The organism is Nonomuraea sp. NPDC049158 (assembly GCF_040648335.1).
Taxonomy (GTDB): domain Bacteria; phylum Actinomycetota; class Actinomycetes; order Streptosporangiales; family Streptosporangiaceae; genus Nonomuraea.
This window is the reverse complement of record NZ_JBEZDM010000001.1, coordinates 670,643-693,989: the sequence shown is the minus strand read 5'-3', so window position 1 is coordinate 693,989 and position 23,347 is coordinate 670,643. Positions and strand designations below refer to the sequence as shown.

Genomic DNA, 23,347 nt, shown 5'->3' with positions numbered 1-23,347 from the left:
GCACCCTTTGGGCCGGGGGCGACCACTGCCACCATCGCGAACGCCATGCGTCCAGTTTTCCAGAGCCGGTAGGGTTGGCCGTCATGCGGCTGGTCATCGCGCGATGCAGCGTGGATTACATCGGACGGCTCACGGCTCACCTGCCGATGGCGCCGAGGCTCATTCTCATCAAGGCGGACGGCAGCGTGTCCATCCACGCCGACGACCGGGCTTTCAAGCCGCTCAACTGGATGAACCCGCCGTGCAAGCTCAAGGAGGACGGCGAGACCTGGACCGTCACCCACGGCAAGTCCGGCGAGAAGCTGGTCCTGACGATGGCCGAGGTCCTCCACGACTCCAGCCACGAGCTCGGCGTCGACCCCGGTCTGATCAAGGACGGCGTCGAGGCGCACCTTCAGGAGTTGCTCGCCGAGCACATCACGACGCTGGGCGCCGGCTACACGCTGGTCCGCCGCGAGTACATGACGGCGATCGGCCCGGTCGACATCCTGTGCCGCGACGCGCTCGGCGCGACGGTGGCGGTCGAGATCAAGCGCCGCGGCGAGATCGACGGCGTCGAGCAGCTGACCCGCTATCTGGAGCTGCTCAACCGTGACCCGCTGCTGACCCCGGTCCGCGGCGTCTTCGCCGCCCAGGAGATCAAGCCCCAGGCCCGCGTGCTGGCCACCGACCGGGGCATTCACTGCGTCACGCTCGACTACGACGCGCTGCGCGGGATCGAACCGGAGAACCCCACGCTCTTCTGATCCAGGCGACGTTCCTGTGTTGACATGTCACGACTAGAAATTCTAGTTTTGACCTATCAAGATTGGAGCGTGATATGACGACGCCCTTCTACCTGAGCGGCAACCTCGCCCCCGTCGCTGACGAGAGCGAGGCCTACGACCTCCCGATCTCCGGCGCCCTGCCCGCCGAGCTCACCGGGCGCTACTTCCGCAACGGACCCAACCCGAAGCCGGGCGACGATCCCGGCCACTGGTTCGGCGGGGCCGGGATGCTGCATGGCGTACGGATCGACCGGGGCCGGGCGGAGTGGTACCGAAACCGGTGGGTCCGCACCAAGAAGTTCACCGACGACGCGCCCTTCGTCGGTGAGCGCGGCGTCGACCTGGCCGCCGTCACGGCCAACACCTCCGTGATCAGGCACGCCGACCGGATCTTCGCGCTCGTCGAGAGCGGCCTGCCGTACGAGATGACGCCGGAGCTGGCCACGGTCGGCCCGTGCGACTTCGGCGGGCGGCTGACCACGGCCATGACCGCGCACCCCAAGGAGGACCCGGCCACCGGGGAGCTGCACTTCTTCGGCTACGGCTACGCCCCGCCGTACCTCACCTACCACCGCCTGTCGGCGGGCGGCGAGCTGGTGGAGAGCCGGGAGATCGAGGTGCCGAAGTCGACGATGATGCACGACTTCGCCGTCACCGAGCACTACCTGATCTGGCTCGACCTGCCCTTCGTGTTCGAGGCCGGGCGCGCGGGCGGCATGCCGTATGCCTGGGAGGACGAATACGGCGCGCGCATCGGCGTGACGCCCAGGCAGGGCGGCCCGACCCAGTGGTTCGAGGTCGACCCGTGCTACGTCTTCCACGTCGGCAACGCGTGGGAGGACGCGGACGGCCGGATCGTGCTCAACGGCGCCCGCTACTCGCGCGAGTCCTTCACCCAGGTCTGGGGGCGCATCGGCAACACCGGGGACCCGGCCAGGCACGCGGCCACGATCGGCGCCGCGACTTTGCACCAGTGGACGCTCGACCCGGCGACCGGGGCGGTCAAGGAGGAGGCGCGGGACGATCGGGGCGTCGAGTTCCCCACGTTCAACGACTCCCTGCTCGGCCGCGCGAACCGCTACCTCTACACGGTGGGCCGCGACTCCATCGTCAAGTACGACCACCGGACCGGGTCGGCGCGGGTCAGGCAGACCGGCGACGACACGGGCGAGGCGGTGTTCGTGGCGGCCGAGGGGGCACGGGCCGAGGACGAGGGCTGGCTGCTGTCCGTGGTCACCACGGGCGGCAGCTCCGAGCTGCTGGTGCTCGACGCGAGCGACCTGTCGGACGTGGCGTCGATCCGGCTGCCCCGGCGCGTCCCGGCCGGCTTCCACGGAAACTGGCTGGCGGAGGGCTGAGCCATGGACCTCGCACTCGTCGCGGACCCGGACGTCACCGAACTGGCCGGCGAGGTGCTGGCCAGGGCGTTCCACGATGACCCGGTGGTCAGGTGGCTGCTGCCGGACGATCCTGGCACGGCGCTGATGTTCACCACGCTCGCCCGCTACAGTCACGCGATCACCGAGGTCGCCTACGACGCCGAGGGCGCGATGGTGGGGGCCGCGCTCTGGGATCCGCCGGGTCACCAGCCGGACGAGGCCGGCCTCCCTGGTTTCGTCGAGGCCATGGGCGAGCGGGTGTCCTACGGCATGGCGCTGGAGGAGACGCTCGCCGCGCACCGGCCCGCCGAGCCGCACTGGTACCTGGCGCAGATCGGCACGCTGCCCGAAGTGCGGGGCAGCGGCGTGGGCGGGGCGCTGCTGCGGGCCGGTCTGGCCAGGTGCGCCGGGCTGCCCGTCTACCTGGAGAGCAGCAAGGAGTCCAACGTGCCCCTCTACGAGAAGTACGGATTCCACGTCACCGAAGAGTTCCGGCTCCCCGACGGGCCGCCCATGTGGGGCATGTGGCGGGCGGCGTTCTGAGCTGGTAAGTGATGGCTTACCGGTCTAGGGTGACGGCATGACCACGCTGACGTTCGACTCGTTGAACCCGGCGACCGGCGAGGTCGTCGGAAGCCACCCCAAGCAGTCCGCCGACGGCGTACGCGATGCCGTCGGCCGGGCCGAGCAGGCCGCGACCTGGTGGGCCGGGCTGGCCCCCGCCGAGCGCAGGCGCCGCCTGCTCGACTACAAGGCCGTGCTCACCCAGCACCTCAAGGAGCTGGCCGGGCTCGTGCACGAGGAGACGGGCAAGCCGGTCGGCGACGCCACGCTGGAGATGGTGCTGGCGATCACGCACCTCGACTGGGCGGCCCGCAACGCGGCCAAGGTCCTCGGGCGGCGCCGCGTCTCGACCGGGATGATCGGCCTCAACCTGGCCGCCACGCTCGAATACCTGCCGCTGGGCGTGGTCGGCGTGATCGGGCCGTGGAACTACCCGGTCTTCACACCGATGGGCTCGATCGCGTACGCGCTCGCGGCCGGCAACGCGGTCGTCTTCAAGCCCAGCGAGCTCACTCCCGGCGTCGGCGTACGGCTGGCGGAGCTGTTCGCCGAGTCGGTGCCGGAGCAGCCGGTGTTCCAGACCGTGACCGGGCTCGGGGAGACGGGCGCGCTGCTGGCGAAGGACCCGCGGGTCAAGAAGGTGGCCTTCACCGGCTCGACCGCCACAGCCAAGCGGGTCATGGCGGCCTGCGCCGAGAACCTGACGCCGATCGTGGCCGAGTGCGGCGGCAAGGACGCGTTCATCGTCGACGCCGACGCCGACCTGACGGCCGCCGCCGACGCCTGCCTATGGGGGGCGATGTCCAACGCCGGGCAGACGTGCGTGGGCGTCGAGCGGGTGTACGTCGTGGACGCGGTCTATGAAACTTTCATGCGCGAGCTCTCGGCCCGGGTCGCCACGGTCAAAGCCGGCGAGGACTACGGGCCGATCACCATGCCGGGCCAGCTGGACATCATCCGGCGCCACATCGACGACGCCACCAAGTCCGGAAAAGTCGTGACAGGCGGCCCCGACTCGGTGCGTGCGCCGTACGTCGACCCGGTGATCGTCGAGGACGTGCCGGAGGACTCCCCCGCGGTGCGCGAGGAGACGTTCGGCCCGACCATCACCGTGCGGCGCACCCGCGACGCGCGGGAGGCGCTGGAGCTGGCCAACGCCTCGGCATACGGGCTGGCCGGCACGGTCTTCTCCGGCAACGCGCGCCGGGCGACGGAGCTGGCCCGGCTGATGCGCACCGGGATGACGGCCGTCAACTCGGTCATCTCGTTCGCCGGAGTGCCCGCGCTGCCGTTCGGCGGAATCGGCGACTCTGGCTTCGGGCGCATCCACGGGGCCGACGGGTTGCGGGAGTTCGCCAGGCCCAAAGCGATCAGCCGTCAACGCTTCGCGATGCCCGGCATGAACCTGACTTCGTTCAGCAGAACCCCCGCTGAGCTTGAGCGGCTGATCAGGCTTGTCACGTTCTTGCACGGCCGACGTAAGAGATAAAGTATATGCTCTTTCCCAAAACGGATCATCCGTCCATAATTGTGTGCTCTGGGGGCCACGATCATGTTGGACGGGTGGAATGTGAACCGGTCTTACCGGGGAATGTCGGCTGAGCAAAGGCTGGCGGACAGACGCGAGCGGCTGATGACAGCCGCCTACACGCTATACGCGAAGCCAGGTTTCGTGGCGACGACCATCGAAAGGCTGTGCTCGGAGGCCCGGATCTCGAACCGCGCCTTCTACGAATGTTTCGGCGGCCGAGAGGAACTGCTTCAGGCGCTGCACGAGCGGTGTGTCGAGGAAAGCCTCGCAGTTGTGGCCAAGGCGTTACAAGAGGCGCCGGCGACCCTGAACGACAGGGTGGAGGCCGGGATTCGCGCGTATATCGAGTTCGCCACGGCCGACTGGCGCCGCGCACGCATCATGCACCTTGAGGTACGCAGGTCGGGCGACGTTCTGACCGCTTCCCGGCAGCGGGCCGTCGAGTCCTTCGCCCGCCTTGTCGAGGAGGCGTCGGCGGAATTCCCCCTGCCCGCGGCACCGAATCGGCGTCTGGTGGCGCTCGGGGTTATTGGAGCGCTACAAGAGCTGCTCATCGAATGGCTGCTGTCGGAGGAGGCGCCGTCCATCGACGAACTGGTCGGTGTGGCCGTACACATCTTCGGCAGATCCCTCGGTTCGCCGTGAGGCGCTGATTACGGTTCGTGTTTATATGGCGATCTGGTAAGGAGATAATCACCGCGCTAAAGGGTGATATCTGAGTTCGGGAAACTACTACCGCGTGTGGGAGTTAGGGCCGGGGAAAAGAGGGCGAGCAGCGGCTGATCGCTGCTCGCCCCTATATATCGCGACATCCCGGCGCACTCCCGAGCACCCGCCGGGCGCCGCTTCAGGCCACCGCGGCTGCCTGAACCTCTACACGCAGGACCCGATTCAGCCGGGTCACCGCCAGGACCCGCATGATCCGCGGCGGCACCCCCCGAAGAACGAGGTGACGTTGCACGCTGAGCGCGCGCCGATGCGTGCCCACGAGCACTCCGAGGCCGGTGGCGTCGATCATCTCCAGCTCGGAGAGGTCGAGGATCAGGTCGCCCTCGCCGGAGTCGACCGCGTCGTGCAGACGTTCCCGCACCCCCGCCGACGTGCCCGCGTCGAGCCGCGCTCCGATCCGCACCACCTGGGCCTTGGGATTGCCCGGGACGCGCATGCCACCTCCTCAGTCACGCCGCACACCTCACGCGGCGTCTTCATACCCTTCCGCAGGGCGTCCGCCGAGCTGAACCCGGCACCGTTCCCCCTACCCACGGAGCGGAAGTGACACAACCGCCCGCAGAAGGAACTCTCCATCGCCTGTGGGACGGGCCGTCACCTTGCCGCCGATGTCCGCCAGCCGCTCCCCCATGCCCGTCAGGCCGCTGCCCAGGTCGGACACCTGATGGCGGACCACCCCGTCGTTGCGGACGCTCAGCTCCGCCTCCTCCTCGGTGAAGCGGATCGTGATCTCGCAGAACGAGGCCGTGCTGTGCTTGAGCACGTTCGTCGCCGCCTCGCGGACCGCGTAGGCGAACACGGGCGCCACGCCGCCGGGCGGCTCGCGGTAGGGCAACCGAAGCTCACAGCGGACACCGGCCGCTTCGAGCACGCCCTTCACGCTATTCAGCTCAGCGCTCAGGTCAAGCTCGCGGTAACCGCGCACCGCCTGGCGCAGCTCCCGCAGCGCCGTCCTGGTCAGGGTGTTCACCGCCACCATCTCCGCCTTCGCGGCGACGGTGTCGGCGGCCGACAGCCGTACGGCCAGCTCGGTCTTGACCGCGATGGCCGAGAGCTGGTGCCCCACGAGATCGTGCAGGTCCCTGGCGAAGCGCAGCCGCTCCTCCGCGACCGCCAGCCGGGTGTGCGCCTCCCTGCCCTCGTGAGCCTGTACGGCCAGTGTGTAGATCCACGCCCAGAACCGGTTGGACGGCGGCAGCAGGGCGCACATGATCGCGTAGACGAGTGCCAGGGCGAAGACCGCCCCATCGTCGTACGGAACGAGGATCGACTGGAGGGGTTGCCCCATGAGGAGGGTGACGACGCACAGCCCGATGCCGACCACGGCCGTACCCACTGCCAGGCCCACAGCCGCCCACACGCGGATATTGATCAGCGCCACGGACACCCAGGCCAGCAGCCCGAAGCCCCATCCGAACGGGTCGGCGCCCCCCAACGCCGCGGCGAGGACGGCGAGAGCGCCGGCCGCCACCACCTCTCTCGTGAGGTAGCGGCGCTCCAGGACGGCGCGGGTGATGCGCAGGAAGAGCCAGGTGAAGACGATCAAGGCGATCATCGCGGGCACGATGCGCGGCCAGGAGACCGTGCCGGTGGCGAGGCCGCCGAGGGTCGCCAGGGCGATGCCGACCCACGTCATCACGATCATGGAGTTCAGCACGCACAGGGAGATGCGCCGCGCCCGCCTGATCGCATCCATCTATTTCGCGTCCACCTGTTTCGGGTCCATCTATTTCGCGCGCAGCACGTCGCCGAGCTTGATCCTGGCCCCGGTCCGCAGCACCGCCCGCTCGTACACCTTCGCGCCGAACGACAGCACTCCCGCCACGGCGAGCAGCATCAGCACCGTGGACAGCCCGATCTCCCAGAGCGGCACGTCGGCGGCGGCCATCCGCACCGGCATGACCATCGAGGAGAACGGCGGGACGAGCGAGGCGACCTTGGCCAGTGTCCCGGTGGGGTCGGTGGTGGCGTAGAAGGCCCCGAAGTAGGTCACCATGATCAGCATGGTCAGGGGCGACATCACGTTGCTCACCTCCTCCTGCCGGGAGACCAGCGAGCTGAGCGCGGCCGCGAGCGTGGCGAAGAAGGCGTAGCCGAGCACGAACCAGAGCAGCACTCCCGCCACGATCCCCGGCAGGCCCGGCGGGAAGTCCACCGCGATGCCCGAGACGAGCGAGGCCGACACTCCGACCACCAGGATCGTGACGAGGTTGATCATGCCGAGCGCGCCCAGGCCGATGATCTTGCCGGCGAGCAGCTGCCACGGCCGGACCGAGGTGAGCAGGATCTCCACGATCCGGCTACCCTTCTCCTCCACCACTCCCATGGCGACCATCATGACCTGTCCGATGATCAGCATGAAGAGCACGAGGACGAGCACCACGGCGATCCCGGTCCTGGCGGCCTGGTAGCGGGTGTCGGCGCCCACGGACACCATCTGGAGCGGTGGGATCGACACGCCCGCGGCGCCCAGCTTGAACTCCCGGTTGGTGCTCTGCAGCAGCACGCCGAGCTCGGACTCGATCTCGCCGTCGGACAGCACCTTGGCGTTGTTCACCAGCGCCGCGTCCACGTCGCCGTCGAGCACCGCCTTCTTGGCCGCCGCCTCGTCGGGGAACGTGCGCCATTCGAAGTCCGCTTCCGGCAGGGCCGCCTTGAGCGGCAGCTGCTGGGAGTTCACGGCGCCGATCTTGTACGAGTCGGGGCGGTCGAAGATCTTCGGCGCGAACGCCACCGCGCCCACCAGCACAGCGGTGATGAGCAGTCCGATGACGAAGGCCTTCGTCCGGATATGGGTGGCGATCTCGCGTCGCGCCACCAGGATCACGCTGTTCACGCCACGGCCTCCTTGAAGATCTCGGTCAGGGTCGGCCGCTCGGCACCGAAGTGCTCGACCTGCCCGGCCTTCATGGCGCGGCGCAGGATCTCCTGGCCGTCGCCGTCGGTGGTGAGCAGCACGTGCCGGTCGCCGGTCACCGTGACAGTGCCGGGCAGGCCGTCGGCCCACCCGGGCGCCGGGTCGCGCACCACGACGCGGAGCGTACGGCTCTCCGCCGCCCGCAGGTCGCCGACCGTGCCGCTGGCCACCATCCGGCCCGCCGACACGATGCCGACCGAGTCGCACAGCCGCTCCACCAACTCCAGCTGATGGCTGGAGAAGATGACCGGCACGCCCCCGCGACACCGCTCCTGCAACACCGTGGCCAGCGCGTCCACCGCGATCGGGTCGAGCCCGGAGAACGGCTCGTCGAGCACCAGCACCTCGGGATCGTGCACCAGCGCCACCGCGAGCTGCACGCGCTGCTGGTTGCCCAGCGACAGCGCCTCGACCGCGTCACCCCGGCGCTCGGTCAGGCCCAGCCGCTCCAGCAGATCACCGGCCGCCGTCCTGGCCGCCGCGGCGTCCATGCCGTGCAGCCGGCCGAAGTACTCGACCTGCTCGGCGACCCGCATCTTCTGGTACAGCCCCCGCTCCTCGGGCATGTAGCCGAACCGCCGCCGGTCGGTGTACTCCAGCGGCCGGCCCTGCCAGCCGACCGAGCCTTGGTCGGGCTGCAGCACGCCCATGACGATCCGCATGGTGGTCGTCTTGCCGGCGCCGTTCGCGCCGACGAATCCGAACATCTCGCCCGGCCGTACGGCGAAGCTGATCCCGTCGAGGGCCACCTTGCCCTCCGGCGCGTCCGGCCCACCGGCGAAGCGCTTACGCAGCTCGCTGATCTCGAGCATCAGATCCTCTCCTTCGTCATGCAAGCCATCGTCGCGGGTGGCGATGCGCGCTGGTAGTCGTGGAAATCACCGACGCGGTATGCGCCCCGCGTCCGTTCCGCGTGACTTTTGTCATTACGCTGATCTCATGACGCGCGCCGACAAGGACAAGCCGGTCGTTCTCTCCCGGATCTACACCCGCACCGGAGACGACGGCACGACCGCTCTGAGCGACATGAGCCGCGCCGCCAAGACCGACCTCCGCCTGGCGGCCTACGCGGACGTGGAGGAGGCGAACGCTCATCTGGGCCTGGCCATATCGCACGGCACGCTGCCGATGGAGCTGACGGCGGTGCTGATCCGCGTCCAGAACGAGCTCTTCGACGTGGGCGCCGACCTGGCGACCCCGGTCACGGACGATCCGGAGTTCCCGCCGCTGAGGGTCGAGCAGTCCTACATCGACTGGCTGGAGGCGCGGTGTGATGAGTTCAACGAGCAGCTCAAGCCGCTGCGCAGCTTCATCCTCCCCGGCGGCGACCCGGCGATAGCCGGTCTCCACGTGGCGAGGGTCACCGTCCGGCGCGCCGAACGTACGACGTGGGCGGCGCTGGAAGCGCACGAGGACATGAACCCACTGACGGCCAGATACCTCAACCGCCTGTCAGACCTGCTGTTCATTCTGTGCAGGGTCGCCCACGCGGGCGGCGAGATCCTCTGGAAGCCAGGCGGCACCCGCTAGCCCGGTGCCGGGGATCTAGGCGACGTCCAGATAAGCGCTCGGCGGCGCCGATTCGAGCCAGGCCAGAAACCCGGTCAGCGCGTCCGCACTCATCGCCAGCGAGAGGTCCCGCGTGGTGCCCGAACAGTCCACCGCGTAGAAACCACTGTCCAGCTCCCGCCGGGAGGAAACGACGAGGCCCCGCCTCGCGATAGCGTGGCGGGGCCTGAGTCGCAGACCTATGAGCGGGATCCAATGGAGCTCCCCGTCGGCGTAGCGGGCTACCCCGCGCTGCCAGCCGTGGTCGCCCACGCGCAGGCGGCAGGGCACACTTCCCCGGGTGCGCACCACCAGGAGCCCGCGCAACACCACCAGGACGGCGACCAGCAGCACACAGATGAGAACCGTCGCTACCAAGCCGCCCCCTTGCATCAAACCCGCATCAAAAAACTAGACCTCTTCGCCGGCCGCGCGCAGCCGGGCCTTGGCACGCTTGGCCTCGACGGCCGCGTCGGCGTCCGCCTGGTCGGCCTCGATCGAGGCCTGCGCCCGTTCGAGAGCGTCACGGGCCGCCGCGATGTCGACCTCCGAGCCGAGCTCGGCGACCTCGGCGAGCACGGACACCTCGTCGTCGGCCACGGAGATGAATCCGCCGTGGACCGCCGCGACCAGGTCGCCCTTGCCCTCCCGCTTCACGCGCAGCACGCCGCCCTCGACGAGGACGCCGAGCACAGGTGCGTGTTGCGGCATAATACCGATCTCGCCGTCCACGGTCTTGGCAATCACCATGTCGGCCTCGCCCGACCAGATCTCACGCTCGGGCGAGACAACGCCTACTCGTAGCTTCGCCACGTAGGCTCCTTTCCGGACAGGAGTGGGGGTACGGCTCGCGCCATACCCCCACCACGGGCGATCAGCGCTCGAGTTCCTTGGCCTTGGCGATGGCCTGGTCGATGCCGCCCACCATGAAGAACGCCTGCTCGGGCAGGTGGTCGTACTCGCCGGCGCACAGGCCCTTGAAGGAGCGGATGGTCTCCTCCAGCGGCACGTTCTCGCCGGGCTGGCCGGTGAACGCCTCGGCGGCGTACATCGGGTGCGACAGGAACCGCTCGATACGGCGGGCCCGCTGGACGGTGACCTTGTCCTCTTCCGACAGTTCGTCGATACCGAGGATGGCGATGATGTCCTGGAGCTCGCGGTACTTCTGCAGGATCCGCTTGGTCTCCTGGGCCACCGCGTAGTGCTCCTCGCCCACGATCTGCGGGTCGAGGATGCGGGAGTTGGAGTCGAGCGGGTCCACCGCGGGGTAGATGCCCTTCTCCGAGATCGGCCGGGAGAGCACGGTCTGCGCGTCGAGGTGGGCGAACGCGTTGTGCGGGGCCGGGTCGGTGATGTCGTCGGCGGGCACGTAGATCGCCTGCATGGAGGTGATCGAGTGACCACGCGTCGAGGTGATGCGCTCCTGGAGCACACCCATCTCGTCGGCCAGCGTGGGCTGGTAACCCACGGCCGACGGCATACGGCCGAGGAGCGTGGACACCTCGGAGCCGGCCTGCGTGAAGCGGAAGATGTTGTCGATGAAGAGCAGCACGTCCTGCTTCTGCACGTCGCGGAAGTACTCCGCCATCGTCAGCGCCGACAGGGCGACCCGCAGACGGGTGCCCGGCGGCTCGTCCATCTGGCCGAAGACGAGCGCGGTGTCCTTGAGGACGTCCGCCTCCTCCATCTCCAGCCAGAGGTCGTTGCCCTCACGGGTGCGCTCGCCGACGCCGGCGAACACCGAGGTGCCACCGAAGTTGCGGGCGACCCGGCGGATCATCTCCTGGATGAGGACGGTCTTGCCCACACCCGCGCCACCGAACAGGCCGATCTTGCCACCCTGTACGTACGGCGTGAGCAGGTCGATGACCTTGATGCCCGTGACGAGCAGCTCGGTGCGCGACTCGAGCTGGTCGAACGGCGGCGACGGCCGGTGGATGCCCCACTTCTCGTCGATCTTGAGAGAAGCGGTCGGCACGTCCAGCGACTCGCCGAGCGTGTTCCATACGTGACCCTTGACGACGTCGCCGACGGGCACCGAGATCGGCAGGCCGGTGTCCGTGACGGCCGCACCCCGGACCACACCGTCGGTGGGCTGCATGGAGATGGCCCGGACGATGTTGTCACCGAGGTGCTGGGCGACCTCGAGGGTCAGCAGCTTGGTGTCCTCACCGAGGGTTACGTCGATGGTCAGCGCATTGTAGATGTCGGGCATCGCCTCGACGGGGAACTCCACGTCGACGACGGGCCCTGTGACCCGAGCCACGCGGCCGACACCGGCCGCGGGGGTCTCAACGGTCTCAACAGCCTCTGCAGTCATTTCACTCTTTCCCCGCTGCGGCGTCAGCGAGCGCGTTGGCGCCACCGACGATCTCGCTGATTTCCTGGGTGATCTCCGCCTGACGAGCCTGGTTCATCTGCATGGTGAACACGCGGATCAGCTCGTTGGCGTTGTCCGTGGCGGACTTCATCGCGCGGCGACGCGCGGCCTCCTCTGAAGCCGCCGACTCCAGCAGCGCCGTGAAGATGCGGGACTCCACGTAACGCGGCAGCAGCGACTCGAGCACGTCGGCCGCGGTGGGCTCGAACTCGAAGTAGGGCGGGATCGCGTCGCTCTCGCTCGCCTCGGTCTCCTCGACCTCCAGCGGCAGGATGCGCTTGACCACGACGTTCTGCGTGAGCATCGAGACGAACTCGGTCGAGACGATGTGGATCTCGTCGATCCCGTTCTCGTCCTTGAACGACTCGATCAGCAGCTCGGCGATCTCCTTGGCGTCGCTGTAGGCGGGCTTCCTGGAGAAGCCGACCCACTGCCCGCCCATCGTCCGGTTACGGAAGGAGTGCCAGGTGACACCCTTACGGCCGGTGACGAACGGGACGACCTCAAGCCCGCGGCTCTTCAGCAGTCCGCGCAGGGCCTCGGCCTCGCGCAGGACGTTGGCGTTGAAGCCGCCGCAGAACCCGCTGTCGCTGGTGACGACGAGCACGCCCGCCTTGGTGGGATTGTCCTTCGCCACGGTCAGCGGATGATCGACGCTCGCCGCGTTGCTGACGACGCCGGTGACGGCGCGAGTGATCTCACGCTCGTACGGCAGCGCCGCCTGCATCCGCATCTGCGCCTTCACGATCCGCGAAGAGGCGATGAGCTCCTGAGCGCGGGTGATCTTGGCGGTCGACTTGACCGACTTGATCCGCCGCCGCAGCAGCCTTAGCTGGGCACCCATGGGCTACTTCTTCTCCGCCGAGCGGACGACCTTGCGAATCTTCTCCTGGCCGACCTCGCCCTCTTCGAGCGGTGCGACCGGCTCGTCCTTGACCAGGAGCTCGCCGGAGAAGGTGGTGAAGGACTTCTTGAACTCCGTGATGGCGTCCTTGAGGACGGTCACCGTGTCGTCCAGCAGATCGTTGGTCTCGCGGATGCTGTCGAAGACGCCCTTGTGCTTGCTCTGCAGGTAGTCCAGGAACTCCGACTCGAAGCGGCGGATGTCCTCGACCGGCACCTCGTCGAGCTCACCGGTGGTGCCGGCCCAGACCGACACGACCTCGCGCTCGACCGAGAACGGCGAGTATTGCGCCTGCTTGAGCAGCTCCGTCAGGCGCTGACCGCGCTCCAGCTGAGCCTTGGACGCCGCGTCGAGGTCGGACGCGAAGGCCGCGAAGGCCTCCAGGTCGCGATACTGCGACAGCGACAGACGCAGCGTGCCCGCGACCTTCCGCATCGCCTTGATCTGCGCCGAGCCACCGACTCGCGAGACCGAGATACCGACGTTGATGGCGGGGCGGATACCGGCGTTGAAGTAGTCGGTCTCCAGGAAGCACTGCCCGTCGGTGATGGAGATGACGTTGGTCGGGATGAACGCCGAGACGTCGTTGCCCTTCGTCTCGATGATCGGCAGACCGGTCATCGACCCCGCGCCCATGTCGTTGGAGAGCTTGGCGCAGCGCTCCAGCAGGCGAGAGTGCAAGTAGAAGACGTCGCCCGGGAAGGCCTCACGGCCCGGCGGACGGCGCAGCAGCAGCGAGACCGCGCGGTAGGCGTCGGCCTGCTTGGTCAGGTCGTCGAACACGATGAGAACGTGCTTGCCCTGGTACATCCAGTGCTGCCCGATGGCGGAACCGGTGTAGGGCGAAATGTACTTGTAGCCCGCGGGGTCGGACGCCGGGGCGGCGACGATCGTGGTGTACTCGAGCGCGCCCGCCTCCTCGAGGCGAGCCCGCACCTGGGCGATCGTCGAGCCCTTCTGGCCGACCGCGACGTAGACGCAGCGCACCTGCTTGTCCGGGTCACCGGACGCCCAGTTGTCGCGCTGGTTGATGATGGTGTCCACGGCGATCGCGGTCTTGCCGGTGCCACGGTCACCGATGATCAGCTGACGCTGGCCACGGCCGATCGGCGTCATGGCGTCGATCGCCTTGATGCCGGTCTGCAGCGGCTGCTTCACCGGCTGCCGCTGGACGACCGAGGGGGCCTGGAGTTCGAGGGCGCGCAGGCCCTCGGACTCGATGGCGCCCTTGCCGTCGAGCGGGTTGCCGAGGGGGTCGACCACGCGGCCGAGGAAGCCATCGCCGACGGGCACGGACAGGACCTCGCCCGTCCGGCGGACCGTCTGGCCCTCCTCGATGCTGCTGAAGTCGCCCAGGACCACGACACCGATCTCGCGGGTGTCGAGGTTGAGTGCCAGGCCGCGCGTGCCGTCCTCGAACTCGAGCAGCTCGTTCGCCATCGCCGAGGGAAGGCCGGAGACATGGGCGATGCCGTCGCCACAGTCGACGACGGTCCCGATCTCCTCGCGCGCGGCGCCTTCCGGTTCGTACGCCTGGACGAAGCGCTCAAGCGCGTCCCGGATCTCGTCCGGCCGGATCGTAAGCTCCGCCATCTCTTCTCTGTCTCCTCTATCGCCCTAGCCGGCCAACCGGCGGCGGACTTCTTCGATTCGTCCCACAATGGTGGTGTCGATGATCTCGTCGCCGATGCGGACCGAGAAACCACCGAGCACTCGGGGATCCACTTCGACGTTGACGTGCACGTCGCGACCGTAAGAGGTGCGCAGCCACGCCGTGAGGCGCTGCTTCTGCTCCCCGGTCAGCTCGACCGCGGTGCGCACCGTCGCGACGAGGCGCTGGCGCTGCTGCGCCACCAGCCGGCTGAACTCCTCCAGGCCTGCCTCCAGGCTACGCCCACGAGGATGCACGACCACCTGAGTAATCAGACGCAGGCTGGTGGGGGCGGCACGGCCACCGAGCAGGTCCTGCAGCAGCTGCCGCTTGCCCTCCTCGGGAGCGGCCGCGTCGGTGAGGGCCAGGCGGAGCTCGAGGTTGGCGGCGACGATCCGGCCGAAGCGGAAGAGCTCGTCCTCCACGTCGTCCAGCTTGCCCTGCGCCTCGGCCTCCGCGGCCGCGGCGACGACGCCGAGCCGTTCGAGCACGTCGGCCAGGTCCCCGGCGCGCGACCACTTGACCTCGACCGCGGCCTCGGCCGTGGCGAGCGCGGCCGCGCTGACCTTGCCATCGAGCAGATTCCGGATGACCTGCGCCTTCTGAGCGCCGGGCCGGGCCGGGTCCGACAGGGCCCGGCGCAGTCCGTGCTCACGGTCCAGCAGGTCCGCGATCGCGTTGAGGTCCTCGGCCAGCCGGCCCAGGTCCGCCGAGCCCGCCACAGCGTTGAACCGCTCCTCGACCACGGCGAGCGAGTCCTTGCTGAGGCCCCTCATCTGGTCGCTCACCGCACCGCCTGCGCGTCCGAGCGCTCCAGCTCGTCGAGGAAGCGGTCGATGACGCGGCTCTGCCGAGCCTCGTCCTCCAGGGACTCACCGACGATGCGGCCGGCCAGGTCGGTCGACAGACGGCCAATCTCGGTACGGAGCTGGGCGAACGCCGCCTGCCGGTCCGCCTCGATCTGGGCGTGCGCCGCCTCGACGAGACGACGGGCCTCGGCCTGCGCCTCCTCGCGAAGCTCGGCCCGGATCTCCGCGGCCTGCTCGCGAGCCTCCTCACGGAGACGAGCCGCTTCCTGCCTGGCCTCGGCCAGCTGTTCGCGGTACTGCTTCTGCAGGTTCAGGGCCTCGGCCTGAGCGTCTTCCGCTCTCTTTATGCCGCCTTCGATAGCTTCGGTCCGCTCTGCCAGCGTCTTCTGGATACGCGGGACGAGCAGCTTACCGACTACGAAGAGGACGACAAGGAACGAGAAGATACCGACGACAAGCTCGAATGTGTGCGGGATGAGGGGATTGGAGCCCTCCTCCGCGGCGAGGAGCGTAGCTGCCTTAATCATGGATGCAGCCTTTCGTCAGGGATTCGTCTGGCCGTCAGATGTTCGCGAAGATGAACGGCGCGACCAGACCGAGCAGGGCGAGGGCCTCGGTGAGGACGAAGCCGAGGAGCATGTTCTGGCGGATCAGGCCGTAGGCCTCGGGCTGACGCGCGATGGCCTGCACGCCCTGACCGAAGATGATGCCGACGCCGATGCCGGGGCCGATGGCGGCGAGACCGTAACCGATGGCGGTGACGTTGCCGGAGACCTCAGCGAGAACGCTCATTGCTGTATTCCTTTACTGGACGGCCGGTGAAGCGTGTCTCCACCGGTCATGGATATTCCGGTATGGATGGTTCTCAGTGCTCTGCGTGAAGTGCTCCGCCGATGTACATCGACGCCAGCATGGCGAACAGGAACGCCTGCAGGAACTGGATGAAGATCTCGAACGCGGTGAAGATGATGGTCATGATGACGCCGATGACACCGACACCCGCGCCCAGCGGGGTCAGCTTCTCGAACAGGAACCAGAAGCCCACCATGCTGAAGAACGCGAGGAGCATGTGGCCGGCGAACATGTTCGCGAACAGTCGGACCGCGTGCGTGAACGGCGCGATGATCATGTTCGACAGGAACTCGATCGGCGACAGCAGCACGTAGATCGGCTTGGGCAGTCCCGGCGGGAACATCATGTTCTTGAAGTAGCCGATCGCACCCTGATGCTTGACGCCCAGGTAGACCTTCAGCACGTAGATCGAGATCGCGAGCACGGCGGGGAAGGCGATGTGCGAGGCCACGGGGAACTGGAGCAGCGGGATGACGCCCATGATGTTCCACAGGAAGACCAGGAAGAACAGCGTCAGCAGCAGGCCCATCCACCGGTCGGCGTCCTTGCCCAGGAAGGGCCGGGCGACCTGGTCGCGGACGAACATGTAGCCGTATTCGGCGACATTCTGGACGCCCCGTGGCACGATCTTCGGGCTGGCGAAGGCGGCCCAGCAGAAGCCGATCACGATGATCGAGCTGAGGAGCGCGAGAAGAACCGGCTTGGTGAACCAGTCCACCCCGGGAATGATGGGGACGAAAGTGAACAGTTCATCAGGCGTCGGCGCCTTGAACTGATCGTCGGCGAGGACCGTCAGCGCACTCACGCGGCGTTCCCTTCAACGTCGTAGCGGATCACAAGGGTTTCCTCAGCGAAGTGGTCGCGCCGTGCGGCTAGCGACCGAACTTGCGGTAGACCAGGTACACGGACAGTACGATCCCCAGGACGACGCCTATAGGGAAGAACGCGGACGTGTCGAGCCAACGGTCCAGCAACCAGCCGCCGCCGCCGTAGATCGCCATCCCGGCGAGCAGGTAGCTGGGGATCGACCATGCGGCGTTGGCGAAGTCCTGACCGTCGTCTTCCGGTCGGCGTTCCTGTTCGCTCATCGCGGGGCCGACGATAGCAGGCAAGTAGAGGACTAGTCATATCGGACCCCATCCCTTTACCAGCCTCATGGGCCACCGTTCCCCGGGACCTTGGCTTCGGGGTCGACATAAAGCATTTTTGTCTTCATGAACGCCCGGACCTCGAAGGCCGTCCAGACGAGCGTGCACACCACGACGGACCAGGCGAAAGCCCTGTTGTTCCACGCCGTGGTGTCGCGGAAGGTCGCCAGCATCGCCATGATGGCGATGACTTTGATGAGGTAGCTCACCATCGCGACGATGGCCATGATTTGCGGGGACACTCGGGCCGCGTAGGAGACGGCCACCACGCTGATGCTGAAGAAGACACCGACGAGCGCCGCGCCGATGGCCGCGCCCAGCGCTCCCTTCGCTCCCGCCAGGAGCAGGGCCACGACCACGGCGACCACCCCAACCGCGAGGGTGGGGATCGCGGCACTTTTGAGTACGCGCACGTCGTTGGCCTGCATCGGTGCTCCAGTAAGCATGTTATCAAGCGAGCGTTTGCTACCCCCAAAGCCGGTGCATTGGGGGCCCCTGCTCGTGAAAGATATCACAAGCTCACTGAAGACCGCTTTTACCTGCCGTTTCTAGTTCGCGATCATGAACGGCCTGGAACGGCAGGAATGACCGGTTTCGCCGCGGCGTTCGCGCGCTCCTGCGACGGGCCGATGGACGGCGGGCCCATCGAGGGTGGCGCCTGCAGCCTGACCTCGGCTTCCGGCACGATCGGCGGCATGGGGCCGGTGGGCGGGCCGTCGTCGTCGGACCTGCCGCGGGAGTGGAGGCCGCCCCTGCCCCGGCCCCGCCAGCGCGGCGCGGCCATCAGGACCAGCACGCCGAGCGCGAGCAGGATGACCACCGGGAACAGCAGGACTGGCACGCCGATCGTGGACAGCGCGACGATGCCGAACGCGAACAGGAACGTCCACGCGTACATGATCAGCACGGTGCGGCGGTGGGAGTGGCCGATGTCGAGCAGGCGATGGTGCAGGTGACCGCGGTCGGGCGCGAACGGCGACATGCCGTGCGAGGTGCGCCGCACGACCGCGGTGACCAGGTCGATGAGCGGGAGCACCAGCACCGCGGCGGGCACGAGCAGCGGCAGCAGCACCGGGACCTTGTTCATGTCCTCGATGATCGACGGGTCGACCGGCGTCACGGTGACGATCGAGGAGGCCAGCACGAGGCCGATGAGCATCGCCCCGGTGTCGCCCATGAAGATCTTCGCGGGATGGAAGTTGTGCGGCAGGAATCCCAGGCAGCAGCCGATGAGGATGGCGGCGATGGCCGCCGTGGTGGCGATGCGGTCGCCGCTGATGCTCTGTTTGAGGAAGATCGAGTAGGCCCATGTGGCCATGCCCGCGATGCAGACGATCCCCGCCGCCAGGCCGTCGAGGCCGTCGACGAAGTTGACCGCGTTGATCGCCACCACCACGACCATGATCGTGATGACGGTGCTCAGCGTGTAGTCGAGGCTGGTGGAGCCGCCCCAGTCCTTCGGCAGCGGGATGTAGGTGAGCCGCAGGCCGAAGGAGACGAGCACACCGGCGGCCGCGATCTGGCCGGCCAGCTTGATGAAGGCGTCCATGCCCCACCAGTCGTCGAGGAACCCCGTCAACGTGATGAGGCCGCCCGAGAGGATCAACGCCATCACCGGCTTGCCTTCGGCCTCGGCCAGCACCTTGCCGGTGTTGGTCAGCTCGCTGGCCACCAACAGCCCGACGACCAGCCCGCCGTACATGGCCAGACCGCCCAGTCTCGGCGTCGGCGTGGTGTGCACGTCGCGTTCGCGGACCTCGGGCATGGCGCCGATGCGGATGGCGAAGCGGCGCACCAGCGGGACGAGCAGATACGTCACCGCTGCCGCAATGAGCGCCATGAACAGGTATTCGCGCACGGACCTAGTTTCCTGGATGCTCCGACCGGCTGTGACCGGAAATCGACACACACCAGCTTAATTTTGGCTCTTAATATTGGCTGTCATATGGCTGGAAGGCCCCCACCAGGGCCGCAACCCGGCCCCTGACCTCGGCCGCAGTGCCCGGATGACGCACCGCCTGCACGAGCAGGGCCCCCACTTCCTTCAACTCCTGGGGCCCCATCCCCTGAGTGGTGAGACACGGCGTGCCGACACGTATCCCGGACGTCACGGCCGGAGGCTCCGGATCATACGGGATCACATTCCGGTTCAGCGTGATCCCCGCCGCGGCGCACCGCCGCTCGGCCTCGGCACCCGACACGCCCAGTTCGCGCAGGTCGATGAGCATCAGATGCGTCTCCGTGCCACCCGACACCGGCCGCATCCCCTCGGCCGCCAACGAGTCGCACAGGGCCTGGGCGTTGGCGACCACCTGCTTGGCGTACTCGCCGAACTCGGGCCGCAGCGCCTCGCCGAACGCCACCGCCTTGGCCGCCACGGCGTGCATGAGGGGGCCGCTCTGGATGAACGGATACACCGCCCGGTCGATCCGCGCGGCCAGCTCCGCCGTACAGAGGATGCCGCCCCCGCGCGGTCCGCGCAGCGCCTTGTGCGTGGTGTACGTGACCACGTCCGCGTACGGCACGGCGGACGGGATGGCGCCACCGGCCATCAGCCCGATCGGATGTGCCACGTCGGCGAGCAGCCAGGCGCCCACCTCGTCCGCGATGCCGCGGAAGACGGCGAAGTCGATCAGCCGGGCGTAGGAGGTGGCCCCACAGACGATCACCTTCGGCTGATGCCGCAGCGCCAGGTCCCGCACTTCGTCGTAGTCGATGAGTTCGGTGTCACGCCGTACCCCGTATGACACGACGTCGAACCATCTTCCCGAGAAGTTCACCTTCGAGCCATGGGTGAGATGACCGCCGTGCAGCAGATCCATGGCCAGCATGGTGTCGCCGGGCTGCAGCAGAGCCGCGTACGCCGCGAGGTTCGCGGAGGCCCCCGAATGGGGTTGCACGTTGGCATGCTCGGCACCGAACAACCTCAAGGCCCGCTCGATCGCCAGCCGCTCCGCCCGATCGACGACCTCGCAGCCGCCGTAGTAGCGATGACCCGGGTAGCCTTCGGCGTACTTGTTGGTGAGGGTGGATCCCAGGGCGGCCAGGACCGCCGGGGAGGTGAGATTCTCGCTCGCGATCAGCTGGAGACCGCCGCGGACCCGTTCCAGCTCGTCGAGCAGCACCTGAGCCAGCTCGGGGTCCTGCCGCTGGAGCCGTCCGAAGTCGGGACCGTAGTAGGGCGGTACACCCATCCTCCCACTGTACGGCCATTTGTCCGTTTTTCCCATGCCCTACGGCCGGTCCGGCATTCAGACGGGCAGGCGATGCGCTACCCACGAACGTTCGCCGCACATCCGTTCTTGCCGCCCTCGAGGGGGACCGCAGCCACGACAGACCGCCACCTTCTACACCTCCGCCGACGCCATCCCACCAAGCGACCCCAACCACCGCAGACCGTCGCCTTCCCCCATGGACGCCCCTGCCACGACAGACCGTCATCCCCCGCACCCCCGTAGGGGGCACCCCTTCCAGGGACCCCAGGCACGACGGCACGTCACAGGGATTGAGACGGTCGTGTGACGAAACACCCAGGGACCCGTTGGGGCCACCACACCAGGTGAGACGGTCAGCCGAGCGGCCGGTGGGCCGGCCAGTCGGGTGATAGGCCCCGCGGCCCAGCCGCGCGGTCAGTAGGACGGCCAGTGGGACGGCCGCCGGGCGGGCAGTCGGACGGTCAGGAGAACGCGTGGGGCGCGCCGATCGCGCTCGGCACCCAGCGAGGCGTGTCGGCGGCCTCCTCGCTGATCGACGTCAGCACGGCCTGGCGGTAGAGGGCGAGCCTGGAGCGCCACGCGCCGATGTCCTCGACGTAGCGGGTGCCAACGGGGGCATCCCACGTCTGAGGGCTCTTGGCGAGCTGGTACGCCTTGTCAAGGGCCGTTGTGAGGCTCTCCAGCAGGGGTAGGACGGTCTGCCAGGCGGTGACCAGGCGCTGGTACTCGGGATTGAACTCCCAGGCCCTTGGGTGGGCTTCCAGGGGGTTGCCGTTGCCGTTGACGGGCGGGTTCTCCCCCGGCTGGCGGGGTTGAGGGGCGGGCGGGTCCAGGTACATCACACGCTCCTCTCGTGGGTCCCCGGCTCGATCGTGCCGGGCGGCCCATCTGGCTGAATGTCTCTGAGCGCCCACTCGCCCTTGCCGTACTCGCCCTGCGGGACCTGCACGCCCGGCATGTCCATGGGCTGAACGTCACGGGCGTGTTCGACCAGGGTCCTGAGCGCGTCGGGGTCCAGCGGCTTCACGTCGATGGAGACGACGTCACTGCCATCGCCGACCCACTTCCCCGCATCGGCCCTTTGCGCCGCGTAGACGGTCGTAGCGTTGGTATCGCGGGTTGAGGTGTCGGCAGGCGAGGGCGTCGCGCCGTCGCTGGCGGGCGGCGCGGTGGAGCCACCCTGATCCGCCGACGGCTCAGTGGGCGGCACCACGACCGGTTCACCGACGGTGGGCATCGAGACATCCGTGGCCCGCTGCCCCGAGGGGTTGGTCGGCGCCACGTCACCGGCCCTGTGGTCCGGCACCTGCTGACCCGGTGGGTTGGTCGGCGCCACGTCACCGGCCCTGTGGTCCGGCACCTGCTGACCCGGTGGGTTGGTCGGCGCCACGTCACCCGCTCTGTGGTCCGGCACCTGCTGACCCGGCGGATCCGTCGGTGTTACCACCGACCCGTCGCCGGTGGAGCGCGTTCCTGTGTCCGTCGCTTGGCACTCGCCGGTGTCGGTAGAAGTCGTGGGCGCGTCCGCCGTCGCGGTGGAATCCGTGGTCGGAGTGGAATCCGTAGTCGGGGCTGTTGGGGCGGAGTCGGCCGTCTGGGCTGTGGCGGCCGTGTCCGCCGACGAGCCTGATATGTCGTCTACGGACGGCGTGCCGGTTGCGGAGGCTATATCCCCCGTTGATGGGGTGTGGCCGGTGGATGCGGCTATGTTGCCGGCGTCGATCGTCCCCGTCTGGCCGTCGGGGCTGATGTGCCTGGGTGCCCACTCGCCCGTGCCGTACTCGCCCGGTGGGACCTCCACTCTCGGCATCTCGGCCGGCTGGATGTCGCGCGCGTGGTCCACCACCGTCGGCAGCGCGCCGGGGTCCAGCGGCTTGGCATCGATGGACACCACGTCGCTGCCGTCGTTGGCCCAGGCGTTGGCGTCCGTACCGTGCGTGGACGCGTCGCCGGAGACCGAGGGCATCTCGGCGGGCTGCACCTTGTCGATGTTGTCGAGCAACGCCCGCAACTCTTCGGCCGTAGGCGGATCGATGGGCACCTGGAGCACCTTGACGCCGTCGACCACGATGACCCGCGGTTTGTGCGGGTCGGAGTCGTCGGGATGGTCTTTGGCCGGGGTGTCGATGATCCCGCTCTCGGAGTCGGCGCCGCGATCACGCCGGCTGGCGATGTCGTCGTCCTTGGGCTCGTCACCAGTGTCGGGCGTGGTGACGTCGGCATCCGGTTTGTCGTCACCCGTCTTGGCGTCGGGCTTGTCCTCACCCGTCTTGGCATCCGGCTTGTCATCATCACAAGCCTTGGCGTCGGGCTTGTCCTCGCCCGTCTTGGCGTCCGGCTTGTCGTCGGTCTTCGCGTCCGGCTTGTCATCCGCCTTGGCGTCGGGCTTGTCCTCACCCGTCTTCGCATCAGGCTTATCGTCCGCCTTGGCGTCGGGCTTGTCCTCGCCCGTCTTCGCGTCCGGCTTGTCGGCAGGGGTGCCATCGTCGGCTCGCGGGTTTTCGTACTTGGACCGCTCGTCGCCTCGGTCCTTCTTGGGCTCGTCACCGTCCTCGGCGTCGCTGCCCACCGTCGGCGCGGCCTCTTTGGGCTGATCCCCCACCCGCGGATGATCGGCCTTCTTCTCCAGCAGCCCAAGCCGGGCCGTCACGTCGCGGACCATCACCTCGGCGGCATCGGCCACCTGGACCGGGCGATGCGTGGTCTGGGTGGCCAGACCCGCCCCGCTCATGACCTGCCCGACACGGCCCTCGACCGACCGCATCTGCGTGACCGCGTGCTTAACCTCGGCCAGCAAATCACGAACCAGCTTGGGATCCATGCCGTCGAACTTGCCCATGGGTCACTCCCGGACGTCTCGCCGCTCCGGACTTCACCGTAAGGGCCTGCTGGCATCGCCGCAGCCGGGATAATCAGACGGTATACGTCACGCGTCCCTCCAAGCCGTACACGC

Annotated in this window: 25 protein-coding genes; 6 read left to right on the top strand and 19 right to left on the bottom strand. The window is 68.2% G+C overall.

What is annotated here, in order from left to right:
- Positions 1–83: 83 nt before the first annotated feature.
- From nucS to AB0B61_RS03035, 5 genes are all read left to right on the top strand, one after another.
- Positions 84–746 (top strand): endonuclease NucS, encoded by a 663-nt coding sequence (gene nucS, locus AB0B61_RS03055; RefSeq protein WP_358427072.1) that lies wholly within the window; start codon positions 84–86, stop codon positions 744–746.
- A gap of 74 nt (positions 747–820) precedes the next feature.
- Positions 821–2,125, top strand: a complete 1,305-nt coding sequence (locus AB0B61_RS03050) for a carotenoid oxygenase family protein (protein WP_358427069.1) — start codon at positions 821–823, stop codon at positions 2,123–2,125.
- Positions 2,126–2,128: 3 nt separating this feature from the next.
- Entirely contained in the window at positions 2,129–2,689 is a 561-nt protein-coding gene (locus tag AB0B61_RS03045; protein WP_358427066.1) for a GNAT family N-acetyltransferase, read from the top strand.
- Positions 2,690–2,726: 37 nt separating this feature from the next.
- A complete protein-coding gene (locus tag AB0B61_RS03040; RefSeq protein ID WP_358427063.1) occupies positions 2,727–4,199 on the top strand; it encodes an aldehyde dehydrogenase family protein in 1,473 nt (490 codons plus the stop codon).
- Positions 4,200–4,262: 63 nt separating this feature from the next.
- Positions 4,263–4,886, top strand: coding sequence for a TetR/AcrR family transcriptional regulator (locus AB0B61_RS03035; RefSeq protein ID WP_358427060.1), 624 nt, complete (start codon positions 4,263–4,265; stop codon positions 4,884–4,886).
- 202 nt (positions 4,887–5,088) lie between these two features.
- Here the strand turns inward: AB0B61_RS03035 and AB0B61_RS03030 are convergent, their stop codons facing one another.
- The 4 genes from AB0B61_RS03030 to AB0B61_RS03015 form a co-directional block, all read right to left on the bottom strand.
- A complete protein-coding gene (locus AB0B61_RS03030) occupies positions 5,089–5,406 on the bottom strand; it encodes an STAS domain-containing protein (protein ID WP_357646657.1) in 318 nt (105 codons plus the stop codon).
- 90 nt (positions 5,407–5,496) lie between these two features.
- Positions 5,497–6,666 carry a histidine kinase gene (locus AB0B61_RS03025; protein ID WP_358427057.1) on the bottom strand — a complete coding sequence of 390 codons (1,170 nt, stop codon included), beginning with the start codon at positions 6,664–6,666 and terminating at the stop codon, positions 5,497–5,499.
- 30 nt (positions 6,667–6,696) lie between these two features.
- Complete coding sequence (locus AB0B61_RS03020; protein WP_358427054.1) at positions 6,697–7,806, bottom strand: ABC transporter permease; 1,110 nt, start codon at positions 7,804–7,806, stop codon at positions 6,697–6,699.
- A complete protein-coding gene (locus AB0B61_RS03015) occupies positions 7,803–8,699 on the bottom strand; it encodes an ATP-binding cassette domain-containing protein (RefSeq protein ID WP_358427051.1) in 897 nt (298 codons plus the stop codon). The genes AB0B61_RS03020 and AB0B61_RS03015 overlap by 4 nt, the downstream gene beginning before the upstream one ends.
- Before the next feature lie 127 nt (positions 8,700–8,826).
- Here AB0B61_RS03015 and AB0B61_RS03010 point away from each other — a divergent pair, with 127 nt between their 5' ends.
- Positions 8,827–9,417 carry a cob(I)yrinic acid a,c-diamide adenosyltransferase gene (locus AB0B61_RS03010; protein WP_358427048.1) on the top strand — a complete coding sequence of 197 codons (591 nt, stop codon included), beginning with the start codon at positions 8,827–8,829 and terminating at the stop codon, positions 9,415–9,417.
- A gap of 15 nt (positions 9,418–9,432) precedes the next feature.
- Here the strand turns inward: AB0B61_RS03010 and AB0B61_RS03005 are convergent, their stop codons facing one another.
- From AB0B61_RS03005 to AB0B61_RS02935, 15 genes are all read right to left on the bottom strand, one after another.
- Positions 9,433–9,813: a DUF2550 domain-containing protein gene (locus AB0B61_RS03005; RefSeq protein WP_358427046.1), complete on the bottom strand. Its 381-nt coding sequence runs from the start codon at positions 9,811–9,813 to the stop codon at positions 9,433–9,435.
- A 33-nt stretch (positions 9,814–9,846) separates the two neighbouring features.
- Positions 9,847–10,248, bottom strand: a complete 402-nt coding sequence (locus AB0B61_RS03000; protein ID WP_225290371.1) for a F0F1 ATP synthase subunit epsilon — start codon at positions 10,246–10,248, stop codon at positions 9,847–9,849.
- 61 nt (positions 10,249–10,309) lie between these two features.
- Positions 10,310–11,755, bottom strand: a complete 1,446-nt coding sequence (atpD, locus tag AB0B61_RS02995; RefSeq protein WP_358427044.1) for a F0F1 ATP synthase subunit beta — start codon at positions 11,753–11,755, stop codon at positions 10,310–10,312.
- A 1-nt stretch (position 11,756) separates the two neighbouring features.
- Positions 11,757–12,659, bottom strand: a complete 903-nt coding sequence (locus AB0B61_RS02990) for a F0F1 ATP synthase subunit gamma (protein ID WP_358427041.1) — start codon at positions 12,657–12,659, stop codon at positions 11,757–11,759.
- A 3-nt stretch (positions 12,660–12,662) separates the two neighbouring features.
- Positions 12,663–14,312, bottom strand: coding sequence for a F0F1 ATP synthase subunit alpha (gene atpA, locus AB0B61_RS02985; RefSeq protein ID WP_358427038.1), 1,650 nt, complete (start codon positions 14,310–14,312; stop codon positions 12,663–12,665).
- Between the two features lie 24 nt (positions 14,313–14,336).
- The gene (locus AB0B61_RS02980; RefSeq protein ID WP_357942668.1) at positions 14,337–15,158 is read right to left on the bottom strand and encodes a F0F1 ATP synthase subunit delta; all 822 of its coding nucleotides are present in this window, start codon (positions 15,156–15,158) and stop codon (positions 14,337–14,339) included.
- Positions 15,155–15,706 (bottom strand): F0F1 ATP synthase subunit B, encoded by a 552-nt coding sequence (locus tag AB0B61_RS02975; RefSeq protein WP_358427035.1) that lies wholly within the window; start codon positions 15,704–15,706, stop codon positions 15,155–15,157. Before AB0B61_RS02975 ends, AB0B61_RS02980 begins: the two co-directional genes overlap by 4 nt.
- Before the next feature lie 34 nt (positions 15,707–15,740).
- Positions 15,741–15,971 carry an ATP synthase F0 subunit C gene (gene atpE / locus AB0B61_RS02970; protein WP_344876161.1) on the bottom strand — a complete coding sequence of 77 codons (231 nt, stop codon included), beginning with the start codon at positions 15,969–15,971 and terminating at the stop codon, positions 15,741–15,743.
- Between the two features lie 73 nt (positions 15,972–16,044).
- Positions 16,045–16,836: a F0F1 ATP synthase subunit A gene (gene atpB / locus AB0B61_RS02965; RefSeq protein ID WP_358427031.1), complete on the bottom strand. Its 792-nt coding sequence runs from the start codon at positions 16,834–16,836 to the stop codon at positions 16,045–16,047.
- Positions 16,837–16,903: 67 nt separating this feature from the next.
- Positions 16,904–17,119 carry an AtpZ/AtpI family protein gene (locus AB0B61_RS02960; protein WP_358427028.1) on the bottom strand — a complete coding sequence of 72 codons (216 nt, stop codon included), beginning with the start codon at positions 17,117–17,119 and terminating at the stop codon, positions 16,904–16,906.
- A 65-nt stretch (positions 17,120–17,184) separates the two neighbouring features.
- A complete protein-coding gene (locus AB0B61_RS02955) occupies positions 17,185–17,607 on the bottom strand; it encodes a hypothetical protein (protein ID WP_358427025.1) in 423 nt (140 codons plus the stop codon).
- Positions 17,608–17,738: 131 nt separating this feature from the next.
- Entirely contained in the window at positions 17,739–19,037 is a 1,299-nt protein-coding gene (locus AB0B61_RS02950; RefSeq protein ID WP_358427022.1) for an MraY family glycosyltransferase, read from the bottom strand.
- A gap of 70 nt (positions 19,038–19,107) precedes the next feature.
- Positions 19,108–20,373: a serine hydroxymethyltransferase gene (gene glyA / locus AB0B61_RS02945; protein WP_358427019.1), complete on the bottom strand. Its 1,266-nt coding sequence runs from the start codon at positions 20,371–20,373 to the stop codon at positions 19,108–19,110.
- Positions 20,374–20,855: 482 nt separating this feature from the next.
- Positions 20,856–21,233, bottom strand: a complete 378-nt coding sequence (locus AB0B61_RS02940) for a hypothetical protein (protein WP_225290361.1) — start codon at positions 21,231–21,233, stop codon at positions 20,856–20,858.
- Positions 21,233–23,233, bottom strand: coding sequence for a hypothetical protein (locus AB0B61_RS02935; RefSeq protein WP_358427016.1), 2,001 nt, complete (start codon positions 23,231–23,233; stop codon positions 21,233–21,235). The genes AB0B61_RS02940 and AB0B61_RS02935 overlap by 1 nt, the downstream gene beginning before the upstream one ends.
- Between the last annotated feature and the right edge of the window lie 114 nt (positions 23,234–23,347).

Excerpts from the sequence above, each read along its gene's own strand:
- AB0B61_RS03050 (WP_358427069.1), top strand. The coding sequence starts at position 821 with ATGACGACGCCCTTCTACCTGAGCGGCAACCTCGCCCCCGTCGCTGAC.
- AB0B61_RS03015 (WP_358427051.1), bottom strand. The coding sequence starts at position 8,699 with ATGCTCGAGATCAGCGAGCTGCGTAAGCGCTTCGCCGGTGGGCCGGAC.
- atpE (WP_344876161.1), bottom strand. The coding sequence starts at position 15,971 with ATGAGCGTTCTCGCTGAGGTCTCCGGCAACGTCACCGCCATCGGTTAC.
- AB0B61_RS02940 (WP_225290361.1), bottom strand. The coding sequence starts at position 21,233 with ATGTACCTGGACCCGCCCGCCCCTCAACCCCGCCAGCCGGGGGAGAAC.
- AB0B61_RS03035 (WP_358427060.1), top strand. The coding sequence starts at position 4,263 with ATGTTGGACGGGTGGAATGTGAACCGGTCTTACCGGGGAATGTCGGCT.
- nucS (WP_358427072.1), top strand. The coding sequence starts at position 84 with ATGCGGCTGGTCATCGCGCGATGCAGCGTGGATTACATCGGACGGCTC.
- AB0B61_RS02960 (WP_358427028.1), bottom strand. The coding sequence starts at position 17,119 with ATGAGCGAACAGGAACGCCGACCGGAAGACGACGGTCAGGACTTCGCC.
- AB0B61_RS02935 (WP_358427016.1), bottom strand. The coding sequence starts at position 23,233 with ATGGGCAAGTTCGACGGCATGGATCCCAAGCTGGTTCGTGATTTGCTG.
- AB0B61_RS03045 (WP_358427066.1), top strand. The coding sequence starts at position 2,129 with ATGGACCTCGCACTCGTCGCGGACCCGGACGTCACCGAACTGGCCGGC.
- AB0B61_RS02990 (WP_358427041.1), bottom strand. The coding sequence starts at position 12,659 with ATGGGTGCCCAGCTAAGGCTGCTGCGGCGGCGGATCAAGTCGGTCAAG.
- atpA (WP_358427038.1), bottom strand. The coding sequence starts at position 14,312 with ATGGCGGAGCTTACGATCCGGCCGGACGAGATCCGGGACGCGCTTGAG.
- AB0B61_RS02955 (WP_358427025.1), bottom strand. The coding sequence starts at position 17,607 with ATGCAGGCCAACGACGTGCGCGTACTCAAAAGTGCCGCGATCCCCACC.
- AB0B61_RS03010 (WP_358427048.1), top strand. The coding sequence starts at position 8,827 with ATGACGCGCGCCGACAAGGACAAGCCGGTCGTTCTCTCCCGGATCTAC.
- AB0B61_RS02975 (WP_358427035.1), bottom strand. The coding sequence starts at position 15,706 with ATGATTAAGGCAGCTACGCTCCTCGCCGCGGAGGAGGGCTCCAATCCC.
- AB0B61_RS03025 (WP_358427057.1), bottom strand. The coding sequence starts at position 6,666 with ATGGATGCGATCAGGCGGGCGCGGCGCATCTCCCTGTGCGTGCTGAAC.
- atpD (WP_358427044.1), bottom strand. The coding sequence starts at position 11,755 with ATGACTGCAGAGGCTGTTGAGACCGTTGAGACCCCCGCGGCCGGTGTC.
- glyA (WP_358427019.1), bottom strand. The coding sequence starts at position 20,373 with ATGGGTGTACCGCCCTACTACGGTCCCGACTTCGGACGGCTCCAGCGG.
- AB0B61_RS03030 (WP_357646657.1), bottom strand. The coding sequence starts at position 5,406 with ATGCGCGTCCCGGGCAATCCCAAGGCCCAGGTGGTGCGGATCGGAGCG.
- AB0B61_RS03040 (WP_358427063.1), top strand. The coding sequence starts at position 2,727 with ATGACCACGCTGACGTTCGACTCGTTGAACCCGGCGACCGGCGAGGTC.